Source organism: Neobacillus camarae (genome assembly GCF_054950115.1).
Genome location: NZ_JBUCKX010000001.1, coordinates 985153 through 1003363 on the forward strand (window position 1 = coordinate 985153; position 18211 = coordinate 1003363).

At 43.1% G+C, this 18211-nt stretch carries 13 protein-coding genes and 1 tRNA gene; 10 read left to right on the top strand and 4 right to left on the bottom strand.

The features are described from left to right. Positions 1-9: 9 nt before the first annotated feature. Complete coding sequence (locus ACY8D0_RS04755; protein WP_462409329.1) at positions 10-2820, top strand: glycoside hydrolase family 2 protein; 2811 nt, start codon at positions 10-12, stop codon at positions 2818-2820. A gap of 179 nt (positions 2821-2999) precedes the next feature. Here ACY8D0_RS04755 and ACY8D0_RS04760 read toward each other — a convergent pair whose 3' ends face one another. The 3 genes from ACY8D0_RS04760 to ACY8D0_RS04770 form a co-directional block, all read right to left on the bottom strand. Continuing rightward, positions 3000-3680: an NAD(P)H-dependent oxidoreductase gene (locus ACY8D0_RS04760; protein ID WP_462409330.1), complete on the bottom strand. Its 681-nt coding sequence runs from the start codon at positions 3678-3680 to the stop codon at positions 3000-3002. 160 nt (positions 3681-3840) lie between these two features. After that, positions 3841-3914, bottom strand: a tRNA-Arg gene (locus ACY8D0_RS04765). A gap of 148 nt (positions 3915-4062) precedes the next feature. After that, a complete protein-coding gene (locus ACY8D0_RS04770; protein WP_462409331.1) occupies positions 4063-4800 on the bottom strand; it encodes a YwaF family protein in 738 nt (245 codons plus the stop codon). A gap of 232 nt (positions 4801-5032) precedes the next feature. Here ACY8D0_RS04770 and mutS point away from each other — a divergent pair, with 232 nt between their 5' ends. From mutS to ACY8D0_RS04785, 3 genes are all read left to right on the top strand, one after another. Next, on the top strand, positions 5033-7648 hold the full coding sequence (gene mutS / locus ACY8D0_RS04775) for a DNA mismatch repair protein MutS (protein ID WP_462409332.1): 2616 nt from the start codon (positions 5033-5035) through the stop codon (positions 7646-7648). Between the two features lie 20 nt (positions 7649-7668). Further along, positions 7669-9636, top strand: a complete 1968-nt coding sequence (gene mutL / locus ACY8D0_RS04780; RefSeq protein ID WP_462409333.1) for a DNA mismatch repair endonuclease MutL — start codon at positions 7669-7671, stop codon at positions 9634-9636. 238 nt (positions 9637-9874) lie between these two features. Beyond that, the gene (locus ACY8D0_RS04785; protein WP_462409334.1) at positions 9875-10804 is read left to right on the top strand and encodes an N-acetylmuramoyl-L-alanine amidase; all 930 of its coding nucleotides are present in this window, start codon (positions 9875-9877) and stop codon (positions 10802-10804) included. 327 nt (positions 10805-11131) lie between these two features. Here ACY8D0_RS04785 and mreBH read toward each other — a convergent pair whose 3' ends face one another. After that, complete coding sequence (gene mreBH, locus ACY8D0_RS04790) at positions 11132-12142, bottom strand: rod-share determining protein MreBH (protein ID WP_462409335.1); 1011 nt, start codon at positions 12140-12142, stop codon at positions 11132-11134. Between the two features lie 428 nt (positions 12143-12570). Here mreBH and miaA point away from each other — a divergent pair, with 428 nt between their 5' ends. The 6 genes from miaA (at position 12571) to ACY8D0_RS04820 (ending at position 18192) form a co-directional block, all read left to right on the top strand. Then, a complete protein-coding gene (gene miaA / locus ACY8D0_RS04795) occupies positions 12571-13533 on the top strand; it encodes a tRNA (adenosine(37)-N6)-dimethylallyltransferase MiaA (RefSeq protein WP_462409336.1) in 963 nt (320 codons plus the stop codon). A gap of 28 nt (positions 13534-13561) precedes the next feature. Further along, positions 13562-13792, top strand: coding sequence for an RNA chaperone Hfq (gene hfq / locus ACY8D0_RS04800; protein ID WP_462409337.1), 231 nt, complete (start codon positions 13562-13564; stop codon positions 13790-13792). Positions 13793-14005: 213 nt separating this feature from the next. Next, the gene (spoVK, locus tag ACY8D0_RS04805) at positions 14006-14953 is read left to right on the top strand and encodes a stage V sporulation protein K (protein WP_462409338.1); all 948 of its coding nucleotides are present in this window, start codon (positions 14006-14008) and stop codon (positions 14951-14953) included. Between the two features lie 109 nt (positions 14954-15062). Continuing rightward, a complete protein-coding gene (gene hflX / locus ACY8D0_RS04810) occupies positions 15063-16355 on the top strand; it encodes a GTPase HflX (RefSeq protein WP_462409951.1) in 1293 nt (430 codons plus the stop codon). 16 nt (positions 16356-16371) lie between these two features. Beyond that, positions 16372-17640 carry a methionine gamma-lyase family protein gene (locus ACY8D0_RS04815; RefSeq protein ID WP_462409339.1) on the top strand — a complete coding sequence of 423 codons (1269 nt, stop codon included), beginning with the start codon at positions 16372-16374 and terminating at the stop codon, positions 17638-17640. A 144-nt stretch (positions 17641-17784) separates the two neighbouring features. Then, the gene (locus ACY8D0_RS04820; RefSeq protein WP_462409340.1) at positions 17785-18192 is read left to right on the top strand and encodes a MerR family transcriptional regulator; all 408 of its coding nucleotides are present in this window, start codon (positions 17785-17787) and stop codon (positions 18190-18192) included. The last annotated feature ends 19 nt before the right edge of the window (positions 18193-18211 follow it).

Sequence of the window (18211 nt, forward strand, 5' to 3'; positions counted from 1 at the left end):
AGAAACAGCTTGATTGATGCGCTAAAAGCAAAAACAAGAACAAAGATTTCATTGAATGGTGAATGGTTCTTTACGTTAGATCCAGAGGAAAAATATCCGGCAAAGGAGATTGCTAGTTCTCCTGCGAAAACTGCGATAAACGTGCCTGGTTCTTGGGAGGAGCAAGGCTTTGGAGAGCCGTCCAAGCATCATCCGATTGGGACGTGGAAGAAGCTGCATGAATACGTGGGAACAGCATGGTATTCACGGGAAGTTTTTATCCCAGAGGATTTGAAAAGTCAATCAATGAAATTAGTCCTATCCGGGGTTCGTTGGATAACAAAAGTATGGGTGAATGAACAGTTTGTCGGGGAAGGGGAAAGTCTGGTAAGCGATCATGTTTTTGATGTATCGGAATTTATTAAAATTGGCCAGAACAATAAAATCGTCATCTTTGTCAACAATGAAATGAAATACCCTCTCCAGGACAGCCATATCCATTCCTACCATACCGCCACGAATTGGGGCGGAATTACAGGTGGTATTTATTTGGAGGCTTTTCCGAAAACAAATATTCAGGAAGTAAGGGTGTATCCAAGGACAGAGGAACAGTACATCGAAGTGGAAGTCGTTCTGCAAAATAGCCGATTACTAAATTCAAGCAGCTACCTTTCCATTCAGATTCTTAATAAGGATGGAGGAATAGTATGTGAATTGCAAACTCCAATCGACGCCTTGCATGATAAATTAGAACTTAAAATTGACATTTGGGAAGATGTTATTTATTGGGATGATCGAAATCCTTACTTATACCAATTATTTGTGTCTATCATCGACTCTAATAAAAAAGTTGACCATCAAAAACAAACGCTTGGGATTCGATCGATAAAGGCTGAAGGCAAACAGATTTTATTAAATGGAATGCCTAAATTTTTAAGAGGCTATGTGGATTGCTGTATATTCCCGCAAACGGGTTATCCGAGCTGGAAGAAGGAAGATTATATCAAACAATTTAAAACCGTGAAGCAATACGGTTTTAATCATGTGAGATTGCATGGCTGGACCCCGCCAAAGCCATTTTGGGAAGCGGCCGATGAGGAAGGGATGCTGGTTCAAACGGAGCTGCCGCATTGGTCACCATTATATAAAGACAGAGCGAAGCAGCCGGACCAGGATGTCCACGACTTCCTGGTTAGAGAGCTTTACCGTGTAATTGGATCACTAAATGAGCATCCTTCGTTTGTCTTGCTGTCACCCGGGAATGAATTAATCAGTCCCCAGGGGCACGAACAATTAAATGAAGTGGTGCGGCTTTGCAGGGAACTGGATTCAACAAGATTATATACAGATAATACAGGCTTCGGCCGTCTTCCTGCCCATGATCGCGAAGGTGACTTTTACATTCCGTCATTGAATGCGCATCCGCCTTTGAATAATAATTTTGCCGGAACACCCAACACATTTGAGGATTACAATGTCGTCACCATGCAAGAAGCAAAACCAATCCTTGCACATGAACATGGCCAGTTCACCATGTATGTTCGGCCACAGGAAGCAGAGAAGTATAAAGGGGTATTACGTCCGCATTGGCTAGAAACAACAATGGCAACATTAGAAAAGAAAGAGCTGCTTGGGCGGATTGAGGAATTTATCGAAGCATCTGGAACACTGCAAGCAAGAGCCTATAAGGAAAATATCGAAAGAGCGAGAAGAACATCAGGGCTATCAGGAATTCAACTTTTGGACATCCGCGATTTTCCTGGCCAAGGCCATGCAACGACAGGGGTATTGGATGTGTTCTGGGACAATAAAGGGACCATTTCGCCGGAAAAATTCCGCTCTTTTAATGATGAGGTGGTCATCCTCATGCGCTCGTTGAATCGAACACACTATGCAGGAGAAAAGCTTTGGGTGTCCATCGATGTTTCGAATTACAGTAATGATTTATTCCGGAAAAGTGAGTTAACATGGGAGTTATCAGCCAATCAACTGGTTCTGCAATCCGGCTCGATTCCCGTGGCTGAAATCATACCGGGCAATGTCACTCCAATTGGTGTGATTGACGTAGATACACCTGCAAATATCAGCCAGTCACTGTTATTAACGGTTAAGCTTAAAGCGGCCGATAAAATCATCGAAAATCAATGGGAATTTTGGACGTATAGGAGACCGGCACTTCATAAGGATGCAAGCAGGATATGGTCGGATGTCCCTCAGTTGGGAAATTCACTTTATGGAGCAAAATATACCGGGAAAATTGGGTTTGAAGGCTTTAGTTATAAAGAGGAAAAGGACATCGATCTTGCCATCTCCAATCATCTGTCAACAGAGCTTTTGCAGTTTCTGCTTGATGGTGGTAAAGCTTGGATTATGGCGGAGGAAGGAAACCAATTTGACGAAGTAAACACTAGGTTTCTCCCTATCTTTTGGAATTATCTCTGGTTCCCAGCGCAAATTGGCACCACCATGGGCATGATCATTCATGATCATCCATCACTGGAAAATTTCCCGCATGATGGCCGGTCCAACTGGAATTGGTTCCATTTGGTTGACAGGGCGACAGCCATCAATCTAGAATCGGTTCCACAAATTAAACCGATTGTGGAAGTGATTGATAACCACAACCGAGGAAAGCATTTAGCCTATTCCTTTGAAATAAAAGTAGGGGAAGGCAAGCTGTATGTATCAACGTTTAATATCGTAAAGAACCTGAAGCGCCCTGAAGTGGAGTCTCTTTTCCATGAAACGATCCATTTTCTCATGAGTGATGAGTTCAATCCATCCGCGAATGTGACGGTCGGTGAATTGCTTGGCTTATTTAAACTAAAAGGGAATTGGTAATTGAATCTTCTACATAATGAAAGCCTTGAAAGATTAAGGCAGTATATGATAGTAAAAATGCATATACCAATTGTCTTGAATGGCCTGCGTTCAAGTGGACACTGTAATTAAATAATCTATATTACGTGTGGCCATAGCTCTGTATTCTATTGGGATAAGGCCACAACTTTAATAAAAAATTAATAAATAAACTTAACAACATCATCGAAAGGTCTACGCGTTTTTGGCCGAGGGTCTTTTTTACGATAACCAAAGGCTGCCATAACAGAGATACTGAAATGCCCTTTTTCTAATAATCCTTCTTCATCTAGCAGCCGATTCATTTTTTCAATATTAAATCCTTCAATAGGACAAGAATCGATCCCGATTAGGGCAGCGGCAGTCATCATATTAGCAAGAGCTATGTAGGTTTGTTTACATGCCCAATCGTATAGGGGACGATCGCCCTCGAGCATGTTAAAATCCTCTCTTTGAAACTCTTCCACTCTATGTAAAAACCTCCCCAGAAATTCTTCCGGCATTTGGGAAACATTCATTAAATGGTCCTTTAAATAATCGGAATGATATATGGTGTCCAGTTTTGTTCTGGCCAAGATAATGACAAAATGACTTGCATCGGGAAGCTTGCTAAACGCTCCCCATGATGTGTGCTTAATTTTCTCACGAAGTTCAGGGTTTTGAACAACAACGAAGCGCCATGGTTCAAATCCAAAAGAGCTAGGAGATAACCGTCCAGCTTCTAAAATAAGATGAAAGTCATCGTCGGAGATTTGTTTTTCTGGATCAAATTCCTTGGTTGCATGTCTAAAATAAAACGCATCGATTATTTCTCGTTTTAAGGTATCTTTATCTAGAGGCAAATAACCCACTCCTTTTGTTTTTTGTATGTAAGATGATAATTATTAGTATGTCTATTTGAATCTTTCTAATGATGCCTTTAATTTGTCAGCATATTAGCTGTTTTACAAGTTTAGCAAAGGATAACACAGAAAAGCCCTTGCTATCGCAAGGGCTTTTGTACGTCCCAGAGAGGATTCGAACCTCCGACCTACAGTTTAGGAAACTGTTGCTCTATCCTGCTGAGCTACTGGGACAAAAGATAAAAATATTAATTTCGCACACACGCTGAAGTTAATTCTAAGGATCATATTCGGGCGTGCTGAGCTTGTAGAAAATTTATTCTTGTTCTATTAGGAACGTTTTCTATTATAAAGAGTAAATCAGCAAAGGTCAATAAAAATGTTATCGAATAGAAAGATCTTTTGTCTCTTTGATTTTGTTCCCTGCTTTTTCGCGAAACAGTAACCATACAATGGAACTGAGGACAATGAGCAAAGCTTCCAACGAGAAAATATAGACAGGATAGGGACCCAAATAATCCAGCAAACTCGCGCTGCCAGGTTTATGGCTTAAGAACATATAGTTCCCGTTGACCCATTTGTTAATCAATAAAACAAAAGGAAGTAACATATTTAAAAAAACGAACAGTTTGACAATCGACCAAATGGTGGGACGGTACCCTTTCACCCAGGTAAAAAACAGCGCCACCCAGATCATGATTAAATGCGTCAAGAAAAAGTGAAAAAACCGGAAATGGGGAAAATCATAATGCAAAACAGGTGTGAAAATGGCTTGTGAAGCGCCTAAAAGGGCCGTAAATAACAGAATCTCATAGAAAATTCTCTTTTTGGTAAACAGCAAAAAGATCGTCAAAAACCAACTGATATTGCATAATTCCAATGGAAGGGAATGACTGACTAACCAGTTGTTATTCACAACCATCCAAAGATGGTAAACCGCCTCAAAGACAAGCAGAAAAACGGCCAACCCCAATTCGAACTTGCCCCAATGGATTGGTTTTAATTTTTCTCTCCATAAAAATAGGAACGCGGAACCCAGTAATAGAATAGCAATACTCACGATATGGCTGACTGAAAACATTTCAAAACGATAACCTTCGACTTGGCCGCCAAACCACATTCACGGACCCCCACATTGTCAGACATCCTTAAAACTATTTTATGCCGCCGCACTTGTAAGCTTTCATACAATTATTTTCTCATCCATCTAAGAAAATAAACATTGGACCAATGGCCGATTTTCTAGCGCGTTTTAAGAGAATAGGATTTTTCTGTCTGCTAAAGTTCAAGGAATATATGATATAATAATTTGTCGAAGATACTCGAGAGAATGAGAAACAATGGAGGAAAATATGGCATACACTCCGATGGTACAACAATACTTACAAGTCAAGGCAGATTACCAAGATGCCTTTTTATTTTTTCGCTTAGGCGATTTTTATGAAATGTTTTTTGATGATGCCGTGAAAGCATCCCAGGAACTAGAGATTACCCTGACAAGCCGAGAAGGCGGGCTGGAGGAACGAATCCCCATGTGCGGAGTTCCTTACCATTCTGCCGCCAATTATATTGAAACATTGGTTTCTAGAGGATATAAAGTGGCAATATGTGAACAGGTAGAAGATCCCAAGCTGGCAAAAGGTGTCGTAAAGCGGGAAGTGATTCAGGTCATCACCCCAGGGACGATGATGGAAGGCAAGGGACTTGCTGACAAAGAAAATAACTATATCGCTTCGGTCACCGCGTTTGACGACCAAACCTATGGATTTGCTTATAACGACATTTCAACTGGTGAAAGCAAGGTTACGTTGCTGACGAAAGATTTTGATGAAGTGTTGAATGAACTCTCCGTATTAAATGCAAAAGAAGTGGTCGTTGCCAGCGATTTTGAAGCCGAGTTGCAAAAGAAAATGCGCGAGCGCGAAATCTTGACCATCTCATTCGAAGATAATAGTTCCATAGAGATGAACTTTTCACCGCTGCTCGAAAACCTGAACCAAGATAAGTTGAAGCAAACGGCTGCCAGACTATTTAACTATTTATTCCGCTCCCAAAAGAGGAGTCTCGACCACCTGCAGCCGGTTACCACCTATCAAATCCAACAGTTTTTAAAAATTGATTACTATTCGAAGCGGAACTTGGAACTGACCGAGACAATTCGCTCCAAAGGGAAAAAGGGATCCTTGCTTTGGCTGCTGGATGAGACGATGACCGCAATGGGCGGAAGGATGCTAAAGCACTGGATTGACCGCCCGCTGATTAACCGGGAAGAGATTGAACACCGCCATAATCTGGTGGAAGTATTGATGGGTCACTACTTTGAAAGGCAGGACCTGCGAGAAAAATTGAAAGAAGTGTACGATTTGGAGCGGCTGGCCGGACGGGTTGCCTTTGGTAACGTGAATGCCCGCGATTTGGTCCAGTTGAAACGATCCTTGATGCAGATTCCTTTTTTAAAAGAAATCCTGCTCTCCATGAATCAGGAAGAGATGAACATTTTAGCCGAATTGCTGGATCCTTGCGAAGAAGTGACGGATTTGTTGGAGCAATCGATTGTGGACAATCCGCCGCTATCGTTAAAAGAAGGCAATATGATCCGTGATGGGTACAATGAGCAGCTCGATCAATACCGCGATGCCAGCCGGAACGGCAAAACCTGGATTGCCCAACTAGAGCGCGAAGAACGGGAAAAGACGGGGATTAAATCATTGAAGGTCGGTTACAACCGGGTATTTGGCTACTATATTGAAGTGACCAGAGCCAATCTTCATCTGCTCGAAGAAGGACGATATGAGCGGAAGCAGACTTTGACCAATGCGGAACGGTTTATCACGCCGGAATTAAAGGAAAAAGAAGCGTTGATTTTACAAGCGGAAGAAAAAATCGGCGAACTCGAATATGATTTGTTCACTGAAATACGCGAAATTGTGAAGGAATATATCCCCCGCCTTCAGGCTTTGGCCAAAACGGTCAGTGAGCTGGATGTGCTGCAAAGCTTTGCCAAGGTAAGTGAGGATCGCCATTATGTGAAGCCGGTATTCTCACAAGAGCGCAAGATTGTCATCAATGACGGACGCCATCCGGTGGTTGAAAAAGTATTAAACTCACAAGAATATGTGCCAAATGACTGCAATATGGACAGTGACCGGGAAGTTCTGTTAATTACCGGTCCGAATATGTCCGGTAAAAGCACCTACATGCGGCAAATTGCATTGACCGCGATATTAGCGCAGATTGGCTGTTATGTGCCGGCAGCGGAAGCTGTCCTGCCAATCTTTGACCAAGTATTTACCCGAATTGGCGCCGCTGATGATTTGATTTCCGGCCAGAGCACGTTTATGGTGGAAATGCTCGAAGCGAAAAATGCGATTGCCAATGCGACCCAAAACAGCTTAATTCTTTTTGATGAAATTGGCCGCGGAACGTCAACCTACGATGGCATGGCATTAGCCCAAGCCATCATTGAATACATCCACAACCGGATTGGGTCGAAAACGCTGTTCTCGACTCACTATCATGAGTTAACGGTGTTGGATGAAGAACTGGCCAAATTAAAAAACATACACGTCAGCGCGATTGAACATAATGGCAAAGTCGTGTTCCTTCATAAAATCAAAGAAGGTCCGGCGGATAAGAGTTACGGGATACATGTTGCCCAGCTGGCTGAACTCCCGCCGGAATTAATTAAGCGTGCCAATGAAATTTTAACAGCCTTAGAGCATTCATCAGAAGGGTCTGTGCCGTTAAAGTCTGCTGAACTACCGGCAGAACAGCCAGTGGAACCAAAGACGGTTGCGGAAGCTGCTCAATTATCCTTCTTTGATGAACCGGAACAGCCGAAAAAGCAGGAACCGGCCGGAAAAGAACGAAAAGTATTAGAAAAAATAAAACAGCTTGATATATTGGATATGACACCATTGCAAGCCATGAACATGCTTTACGACTTGCAAAAAAAGTTAAAAGTCTGACATAACAGGGAGGCAGAATCATGGGGAAGATCATTCAATTAGACGATGCTCTTTCAAATAAAATAGCGGCGGGAGAGGTTGTGGAACGCCCTGCCTCCGTCGTTAAAGAACTAGTAGAAAATTCGATTGATGCCGGAAGTACCGTGATTGAAATTGAAGTCGAAGAAGCGGGACTGGCGAAAATCAGGATTACCGATAATGGCAGCGGGCTGGAAGAGGAAGATGTGTTAGTCGCTTTTCAGCGCCATGCGACGTCCAAAATTAAGGATGAAAACGATTTGTTCCGCATCCGTACCCTTGGATTCCGGGGAGAAGCCTTGCCGAGTATCGCCTCCGTTTCTAGACTGGAATTAAAGACCTCCACCGGTGAAGGGGCCGGAAATGTGGTTGTGATTGAAGGCGGGAAGGTCGTGACGTTTGAAAAGGCGTCGAGCAGGCGCGGCACGGATATCACGATTACCGATTTATTTTACAATACACCGGCACGGTTGAAATACATGAAGACCATCCATACTGAGCTCGGGAATATTACCGACGTGGTAAACCGGCTTGCCTTGGCCCATCCGGAAGTCGCTTTTCGGTTAATCCATAATGAGCGGAAGCTTTTGCAGACCAACGGCAATGGAGACGTCCGCCAGGTGCTGGCCTCCATCTATGGACTGGCGATAGCCAAGCAGCTTGTGCCGATATCGGGGACATCCTTGGATTATAAAATTACCGGATATGCCTCGATGCCGGAAGTGACCCGTGCTTCGAGAAACTATATTTCGACGATGATTAACGGCCGGTTTATAAAAAATTATCCATTAGTGAAGGCGATTCAGGAAGGGTACCATACCTTGCTTCCAATTGGGAGGTTTCCAATTGTCCTTCTTGATATCGAAATGGATCCGCTGCTGGTCGATGTAAACGTCCATCCATCGAAAATGGAGGTCCGTTTTAGTAAAGAATCCGAGTTGAACGAACTGGTGAGCACGGTCATTAAAAATACGTTTAAATCAAAGATCTTAATTCCGACAGGATACACACCCTCTAAAGCGGAAATGCCCAAAACAGAACAAACTTCGCTGGCACTTGATGAAGGGACCCTGCCTTCTAGCGTGTATAATGAGAGGCCACCGGTTTTTCAAACAAAACCAGTCACTCATTCCGATTTTAATAACCAGGTAAAAGATCCAGCTGGTTTTGCTGAAAATGCGGAGGAATCGTCAGAAGCCCCTGAAGAAAGGCCGAAAGAAGGATTTTCATGGGAGCAAATCAATCCATTTTCTTCTTTCCAACCTACGTTTCCGGAACATGTCAGAGGGGGAGAGCCTCCTTTTGAGAGTGATACCACTTTTGCTGAAATGGAAACAGGACTGGAAAATGAGCCTAATCCTGAGCGGGAGGCAGTGCCTGGCGAGAGCCGTGTACCGAGGATGTATCCGATTGGTCAGATGCATGGAACGTATATATTTGCCCAGAATGAAAACGGGTTATATATCATCGACCAGCATGCCGCCCAAGAACGTTTGAAATATGAGTATTTTCGTGAAAAAGTCGGCCGGGTGGATTCGGAGCTTCAGGATATGTTGATGCCATTAACCTTTGAGTATGCATCGGATGAATATTTAAAAATCATCGAATACATGCATGAATTGGAGAAGGTTGGCGTGTTCTTGGAGGAGTTTGGGATTAACAGTTTTATTGTCCGTTCCCATCCGACATGGCTTCCAAAGGGGCAGGAAAAAGAGATTATCGAAGAAATGATTGAACAGCTGCTTTTAATGAAGAAAGTTGATATTAAAAAGCTTCGCGAAGAGGCAGCGATTATGATGAGCTGTAAGGCGTCAATCAAAGCAAACCGCCACCTAAGGAACGATGAAATCCAAACACTTTTGGATGATTTAAGGAAAGCGTCCGATCCGTTCACATGTCCGCATGGCAGGCCGATTATTGTCCATTATTCCATTTATGAAATGGAAAAGATGTTTAAACGCGTGATGTAGAAGGACTAGGAACAAAACAAAAATATTTTGTAAGAAAAATACTCTCACCCGTACGATGACTCCCTTTCTAATGGAAGGGAGTTTTTTTATACGGTTTTCAAAGTTATCAATAAATAAGACCACGGCCTGTTTCTATTTCTATCCCAAGCTTAATGTATATTGAAAAAACAATTTTTACCCATTAGTCCCTGTCAAAAAGCACTGATCTTTCATTAACTAAAGTAAAGGAGAGGATAAAATGGTAAAAATCAAACTTGACCCAGGACATGGCGGAAATGACCCAGGTGGGGTTGGCAATGGCTTGCAGGAAAAGGATTTGACTTTAACCATCGCTAAGAAAATGGGTGCTCTGCTTGGGGAATATGAAGGCGTCGAGGTTTCCTATACTCGGAGTGATGACCGATTTATATCGCTTTCCGAGCGTGCGGAAATGGCGAATCGTGAGAAAGCTGACTATTTCCTATCCATCCATATCAATGCAGGAGGGGGGACAGGTTGGGAATCCTACATTCATACAAATGCTAATTCCCAGTCCGTTGCCTATCAAAATGTTATTCATCCCGAGGTCTTGAAATCAATCGGGGGTGTAACAGACCGAGGGAAGAAACGTGCCAATTATGCTGTGTTACGGCAGACAAGCATGCCCTCCATTTTGACAGAAAACCTGTTCATTGATAATGCAGCCGATGCTGAAAAATTAAAATCTGATCAGTTCTTATCACAGCTTGCGATAGGGCATGTGGAAGGATTGGCAAAAGCTTTTGGATTAAGAAGGAAAAAAACGCCATCGATTGTCTACGCTGCACATCTTCAAAATATTGGATGGCAAGATGAAAAAAGAGATGGCCAAACAGCCGGAACTACGGGGCAGTCTTTACGATTAGAGGCATTAACTGTGAGGCTAGAGAACTCCGATGCAAGGCTTACAATAGAGGGACATGTTGAGAGCAAAGGGTGGTTACCTCCACGATCAAATGGGGAAGTCGTAGGAACTATAGGAGAATCGCTGCGCCTTGAGGCAATTAAAATCTCATGCGATAAACACAACGTTTTTTACCGAGTACATCTTCAGGATACGGGCTGGACCGATTGGAAAAGGAACGGAGAGATTGCCGGTACCACAGGGGAATCCAAACGAATTGAAGCGATTGAAATAAAATTGGCATAATCAAAAACGCCCCTTCCCACTGGAAAGGAGCTGTTTCACTTTTGTGCTTTTGATAACCTCTTCAATTCTGATTGCTCTTCTACGTGGTAGATTTGTATTTTGGGGTAAACGGAGGAAATTTCTATTACTCGTGAACTCAACAGAACAGGCTTGAGGGTAAATAGGGAGCACCCCTAATGCCCAAAAACCCAAAAAAAAGGGGTAGAGGGTAAATAGGGAGCGCTCCTAATGCCCGTTAGTCCAAGAAAAAAGGGATCAGGGTAAATAGGAGGTGTCCCAATTGCCAGTTTCCCCATAAGAGATGTGTATACTGCGACAAGCTTATCTCTACTTACTAACGGTCGCAGGCAGCTTCTCGATATAAGGAACTGCTTTCCCGGTGCCAATCGCTACCGACTCCAATGGTTCCTCAGCCAATTGGACAGGTACATAGATTTCTTTGCTCAGCCAATCCTTCATCCCATTCAGAAGGGCGCCGCCGCCAGTCAAAATGACCCCGCGGTCGACAATATCACCGCTAAGCTCCGCCGGACAATCCTCCAGTGTGGCCCGGACCGCTTCTAAAATATGAAGCAAGGCCTCTTTAATAGCGTTCCGGATTTCATAGGATGATAGCTTAATGGTTTTAGGGAGCCCTGTAACAAGGTCACGCCCACGTACATCCATAAACTTTTCCTCATGGTCAATCAACGCATAACCTATTTCCATTTTGATGTTCTCAGCTGTTCTTTCCCCAATCAGCACATTGTACTCTTTGCGGACATACTGGATAATATCTTCATCCAGACGGTCTCCGCCGACTTTAATCGAATGGCAAGCCACTACCCCGCCAAAGGAGATAATTGCCACCTCTGTATTTCCTCCGCCGATATCTACCACCACGTTCGCAATTGGTTCATCGACAGGAAGGCCGGCGCCAATAGCAGCCGCAACTGGTTCTTCAATTAAGGTAATTTTTTTAGCACCGGCATTTTTCACCGTATCATGAATCGCCCGTCTTTCCACGCTAGTCGAACCGGAAGGAATGCAGACAATCACATTCGGCTTGCGCAGTGCCACACCGCCTTTCTTAGACGCCTTGCGCATAATATGTTTAAGCATTTCGGTTGTTACATCAAAGTCAGCAATTACTCCATCCTTTAAGGGGCGGATCGCAATAATTTTTTCGGGAGTTTTCCCGATCATTTCTTTGGCCTCTTTCCCGACAGCCACGATTTTTTTCGTATCAGTATCAATGGCTACGACAGATGGTTCATTCACCACAATCCCTTTATGTTTACTATAAACCAATGTATTTGCTGTACCTAAATCAATGCCAATATCATATGAAGAAAACATATATTCACCTTATTCCCTATTTTTACTTTGTACCGTTTTGATAGAGCATCGAACGAAGCTCTCGTAATAAAAAACGTGACAGTAACTGAGTTTTTTCTACAAAATAACCTACGAATAAGCTTAACACGAATATGGGGGTGAAAAGCCGTTTGTAAAATAACCGTTATCTTTTTGTAAACATGTAAGAAATATTTACCTATTTTTGTAATGAAGCGAAAGACGAAAATCATTATGGAATCTGCGCATAGAAAAGAAAATTTTTGACTATACTTGATTGGTGTTCAACTGCGTTTAAGTTGTGGTACGATAAAGATGGTCTTGGCGATTGGCGGATCCTGCCGGGGGAAGCCAGAGGGTTAGGCTCCTTGGAAAGAATCTTTTCCGGTCGGCGAAGGTGAATTTTTTATGAAAAAGGCAGTGTGAAAAGTTTGGATGCTAACCAAAAATTACTAGTCATCATCGGACCAACCGCAGTCGGAAAGACAAAATTGAGTATTGAACTTGCGAAGCGTTTTAATGGTGAAATCATAAGCGGTGACTCTATGCAAATTTACCGCGGCATGGATATTGGTACAGCCAAAATAAAACCGGAGGAAATGGAAGGCATTCCCCATCATTTAATCGATATTAAGGAACCGGATGAGAGCTTCTCGGTTGCGGAGTTTCAGCAACTGGTCCGGGCCAAAATAATGGAGATTTCCCAAAAAGGAAAACTTCCCATGATGGTAGGCGGTACCGGATTATATATTCAATCGGTTATTTATGACTATCAATTTTCAGATGTCACAGGAAACCAAGAATTCCGCAGCAAACTGGAGGAAAAGGCAAAAGAAATTGGAAACGAGGCGTTACACCGACAATTAGTCGAAATTGACCCGGAAAGTGCTGCAAAAATTCATCCCAATAATGTGAGAAGAGTGATTCGTGCTCTGGAAATTCACTATTTGTCAGGTGAAAATGACAGTCAAAAGAGGTCAGCACAAGATCGGCAGCCCAGCCTTCTTTACAATACGGCGATTATCGGACTGACGATGGACCGCGAGAAACTTTATGAGAGAATTAATACACGGGTTGACTTAATGGCCTCGGAAGGTTTGTTAAAGGAAGTTGAAGGTTTATACAATCAAGGGCTGCGTGACTGCCAGTCCATTCAAGCAATAGGGTATAAAGAAATTTATGACTATCTGGATGACCAGGTTTCTTGGGAACAGGCGGTGGAAAACCTCAAGCAAAATTCCAGAAGGTATGCCAAAAGGCAACTTACTTGGTTTCGGAACAAAATGGATGTAAAATGGTTTGATACAACAAATGTGAACAACTTCTCAAAAAAAATAGATGAAATTTCACATTATGTTGAAGGAAAGCTTCAAGTAAAATCGAATACATATTAGTAGAGATAAAAGAGGAGGATTTACCAAAATGAAAACGACGATCAACATTCAGGATCAATTTTTAAACCAATGCCGCAAGGACAGCACCCACGTTACCGTATTCTTGTTAAATGGATTCCAATTAAGAGGCCAAATCAAGGGCTTTGATAACTTTACGGTTCTTTTTGAGTCAGAGGGGAAACAGCAGCTGGTTTACAAGCATGCCATTTCCACCTTTGCCCCGCAAAGAAATGTGCAACTTGATTTGGATAACCAATAAACGATTCAGAAAAAACAGAGCCCATTCTTGGGCTCTTTTTTCGTTTATCGGGAATAAAACCTTTAATGAAATACTAAAATCTTGAATACACATAGTATGAAAGATTATGCTTTCAACATTTAACCGCCAATGTACATGGTTTATGGACATCCACTATACGGCCATCATAAACGACCAATACGGGTATTGTCTGCAGAATGAGAGGTGAAAGCTTTGGATCAACCCATTCGTACGAAGAGCAATGGTCAAATAAGAGTCGTTCTTAAGAATCAAGAAAAAAAACCAATAGCAAGAGAGTTACCAGACTTTCATGTTGCTCCAAAGATCATTTCCCCTGAGCATTCAGCTCTTAAGGATATTGAAGAGGAACTTGGAGCATTGGTTGGAATGGAGGAAATGAAACGAACCATAAAGGAAATTTACGCCTGGATATATGTCAATAAAAAGCGGGAAGAAATGGGGCTGAAAGCAAAAAGGCAGGCCCTGCACATGATGTTCAAAGGAAATCCGGGAACTGGAAAAACCACGGTCGCAAGACTGATTGGCAAATTATTTCAAAAAATGAACGTCCTTTCCAAAGGGCATTTAATTGAAGCGGAACGGGCCGACCTGGTTGGTGAATACATTGGCCATACAGCCCAAAAAACAAGAGACCTGGTCAAAAAAGCCCAAGGAGGAATTCTGTTTATTGATGAAGCATACTCATTGGGAAGAGGCGGGGAAAAGGATTTTGGCAAGGAAGCCATCGATACTTTAGTGAAGCATATGGAAGATAAACAGCACGAATTCATTCTTATTCTTGCAGGGTATTCCAGGGAAATGGATTATTTTTTATCGCTGAACCCCGGGCTCCATTCGCGATTCCCGTTAGTCATCGATTTTCCCGATTATACTATTGATCAATTAATGGAAATCGCAAGCAAAATGCTGGCGGAAAGAGAGTACACGTTCAGCAGGGAAGCTGAAAAAAAGTTAAAGGAGCATTTAATCTGGGTAAAATCGGTTTTGGTCCCCAATCATTTTTCCAATGGACGATATATCCGAAACATCATTGAAAAATCAATCCGGGCCCAGGCAATGAGGCTATTAATGTTAAACAGCTATGATAAGCATGAACTGATGACCTTAAGGAGTAATGATCTGGTGTTTGAGGAAGATTAGTCTTTGACTGAAATTTGGGCGGGTTTAGAATAAATCGGCGAGCCATTATTGGAGCCGATTTTTTTATATTTTGCCGGAAAATTAGAGTATCCCGTAAGTTTTTGATATGATGGTAAAAGCATATAACGAAAGGAATGGATGGTCTTTGGAACAACAGGAAACAAAGGAAAAAGCCATTCTAGTTGGCTGCCAAACAGATGATGATGATTTGCGGTTCCGATATTCAATGGATGAGCTGCAATCCTTAACCGATACAGCTAAAGGCAAGACTGTGGCGACGTTGGTTCAAAAACGGGAAAGAATTCACCCTGCCACTTACATTGGAAAGGGAAAAGTGGAGGAACTGCGGGCATTAGTCGAAGAGTTGGAAGCAGATTTAGTGATTTTTAATGATGAGTTATCACCAAGCCAAAAGCGCAATCTAGCCTCAGAAATTGAAGCCCGGATTATTGACCGGACCCAGCTGATTCTTGATATTTTTGCGGTTCGTGCCCGGTCCAAAGAGGGAAAATTACAGGTGGAACTTGCCCAGCTCCAATATTTGCTGCCACGTCTCGCGGGACAAGGTACGGCTTTATCGAGACTCGGAGCGGGAATTGGAACAAGGGGGCCAGGTGAAACCAAATTGGAATCAGACCGCCGCCATATCCGTCGCAGGATTGATGACATCAAAAGCCAGCTGTCGGTCATTGTTCAGCACCGTGAACGCTACCGGGAGCGGCGCAAGAAAAATAAAACCTTCCAAGTGGCAATTGTCGGGTATACCAATGCGGGGAAATCCACCTTGTTTAACCGTCTGTCTGAAGCGGATTCCTATGAGGAAAATCAACTGTTTGCCACACTGGATCCAATGACAAGGAAGTTAATCTTGCCGAGCGGCTTTTTGGCCTTGATTACCGATACCGTTGGTTTCATCCAGGACTTGCCGACTGCTTTGATAGCCGCTTTCCGCTCGACTCTTGAAGAGGTAAGGGAAGCTGATCTGCTCCTCCATGTCGTAGATATGTCGAACCCGGATTATTATCAGCATGAAAAAACCGTTCAAAAGCTCCTAGAAGACTTGGAAGTGAAAGACATTCCGCAATTAACGGTATATAATAAACGGGATATCCAGCATCCTGATTTTGTGCCAACATCTGATACACCGACCGCGTTTATCAGCGCGTTTGACCAAGAGGACCGACAATCCCTAAAGTTAAAGATTGAGCAAGTCATGATGGAAATGATGGAGCCGTATAAAGTGGAGGTCCCTTCAACGGAAGGAAAGCTGCTGTCCCAATTAAAAAACGAGACCATTTTAAGGGAGCTATCGTTTGATGAGGAAAAACAGCTGTACCGTTGCAGGGGATACTCGTTGCAAGACCATCAAATCACGGGAAAACTGCAGAAATTCAAAGCATAGATAGGAGTATATCAACATGTTTCAACAGTTAAAAAATGGGGAAAAGCTTCAGCCTTTGGTAAGAGAAGTGGAACAACAAATCGCTGAAGTACATAAACAAATCGAGGAGAGAATGGAGACCAACCAATTTCGTGTGCTCGAAAGCTTCCAAAAACACAGGGTGAGTGATTCTCATTTTATCCCGTCCACGGGTTATGGTTATGATGATATCGGACGGGATACTCTGGAGCGCGTCTATGCCGACGTATTTGGCGGCGAAGCGGGTCTGGTTAGGCCGCAAATCATATCCGGCACACATGCGATATCGATTGCTTTATTCGGAGTCCTCCGTCCCGGTGATGAACTGCTGTATATTACCGGGAAACCTTACGATACATTGGAAGAGATTGTGGGGATCCGCGGAAGCGGCGTCGGTTCCTTGCGTGAATTCGGGATTTCTTATGACAGCGTTTCTTTGACTGATGAAGGCGGGATTGACTGGGAAGCAGCAGCCCGAAAAATAACCCCAAAAACCAAAATGATCGGGATCCAACGGTCGAAAGGGTATGCGACGAGACCGTCGTTTACGGTTTCGGAAATCGGTGACATGATTAAATTTGTGAAAGAAATCAAGCAGGATGTTGTTGTGTTTGTGGACAACTGTTACGGTGAATTTGTGGAAGAAATCGAGCCGTGTCATGCAGGGGCAGATTTAATGGCAGGATCATTGATTAAGAACCCTGGCGGCGGAATCGCCAAAACGGGCGGCTATATAGTAGGAAAAAAACAATGGGTGGAAGCATGTTCCTATCGGATGACCTCGCCGGGAATCGGGGCGGAAGCAGGGGCCTCCCTTTATAGCCTCCAAGAAATGTACCAAGGATTTTTCCTGGCACCCCATGTAGTGGGCCAGGCATTAAAAGGAGCCGTATTTACAGCGGCGATGCTCGAAAAATTGGGAATGAATTCTTCGCCAAAATGGGACTCCCAACGGACGGACTTAATTCAGTCGGTACAGTTTGACGATCGGGACAAAATGGTGGCTTTTTGCCAGGCCATACAATTTGCATCACCGATTAATTCATATGTCACACCGTATCCAAGCTACATGCCAGGTTACGAAGACGATGTCATTATGGCGGCGGGGACCTTTATCCAGGGCGCAAGTCTGGAACTGACAGCGGACGGGCCGATCCGTCCTCCGTATGTGGCCTATGTTCAAGGCGGATTAACCTACGAACACGTAAAAATCGCCATTTGTCTTGCGCTTGATCATTTAGCGGTAAAAGAATTAATTGCATTCTGATAGGAAAACCTAAAAGAACAGTATAGAAAATACGCTGTTCTTTTTCTTATAAAAAATCGTGTAAGAAAATCTAACATTCAATTGACATCTTTTCTTACAAGAAATATAATAGCAATATGAAATAGGAAAAGGAGGAGAAATTTGGTGAGTGGGAAAGAAATACGTCGTTCTATGCCGCTATTTCCGATCGGTACCGTTATGCAGCTTACGGAGCTGACGGCTAGACAAATCCGATATTATGAGGAACACCAGTTAATTTCTCCGGCAAGGAATCAAGGAAATCGCCGGTTATATAGCCTAAATGATATTGATAGATTATTAGAAATTAAGGACTTAATCGATCAAGGCATTAATATGGCCGGGATTAAGCAAATTTTCCTTGTCAAACAGCAACAACAAGAAAATAACATGGAACAGCAGCAATCGGAAAAAGCTAAACGCGAGCTAACTGATGATCAGTTGCGAAATCTGCTCCGGAATGAATTGCTTCATTCAGGGCGGCACAACCGAGCCAACTTACGGCAAGGCGATTTATCTCGCTTTTTCCATTAATAATAATTTTTAGAAAGCA

Coding starts and splice junctions, on each gene's coding strand:
- ACY8D0_RS04815 (WP_462409339.1), top strand. CDS start 16,372: ATGTTTCAACAGTTAAAAAATGGGGAAAAGCTTCAGCCTTTGGTAAGA.
- hfq (WP_462409337.1), top strand. CDS start 13,562: ATGAAAACGACGATCAACATTCAGGATCAATTTTTAAACCAATGCCGC.
- mutS (WP_462409332.1), top strand. CDS start 5,033: ATGGCATACACTCCGATGGTACAACAATACTTACAAGTCAAGGCAGAT.
- mutL (WP_462409333.1), top strand. CDS start 7,669: ATGGGGAAGATCATTCAATTAGACGATGCTCTTTCAAATAAAATAGCG.
- mreBH (WP_462409335.1), bottom strand. CDS start 12,142: ATGTTTTCTTCATATGATATTGGCATTGATTTAGGTACAGCAAATACA.
- ACY8D0_RS04770 (WP_462409331.1), bottom strand. CDS start 4,800: ATGTGGTTTGGCGGCCAAGTCGAAGGTTATCGTTTTGAAATGTTTTCA.
- hflX (WP_462409951.1), top strand. CDS start 15,063: ATGGTAAAAGCATATAACGAAAGGAATGGATGGTCTTTGGAACAACAG.
- ACY8D0_RS04785 (WP_462409334.1), top strand. CDS start 9,875: ATGGTAAAAATCAAACTTGACCCAGGACATGGCGGAAATGACCCAGGT.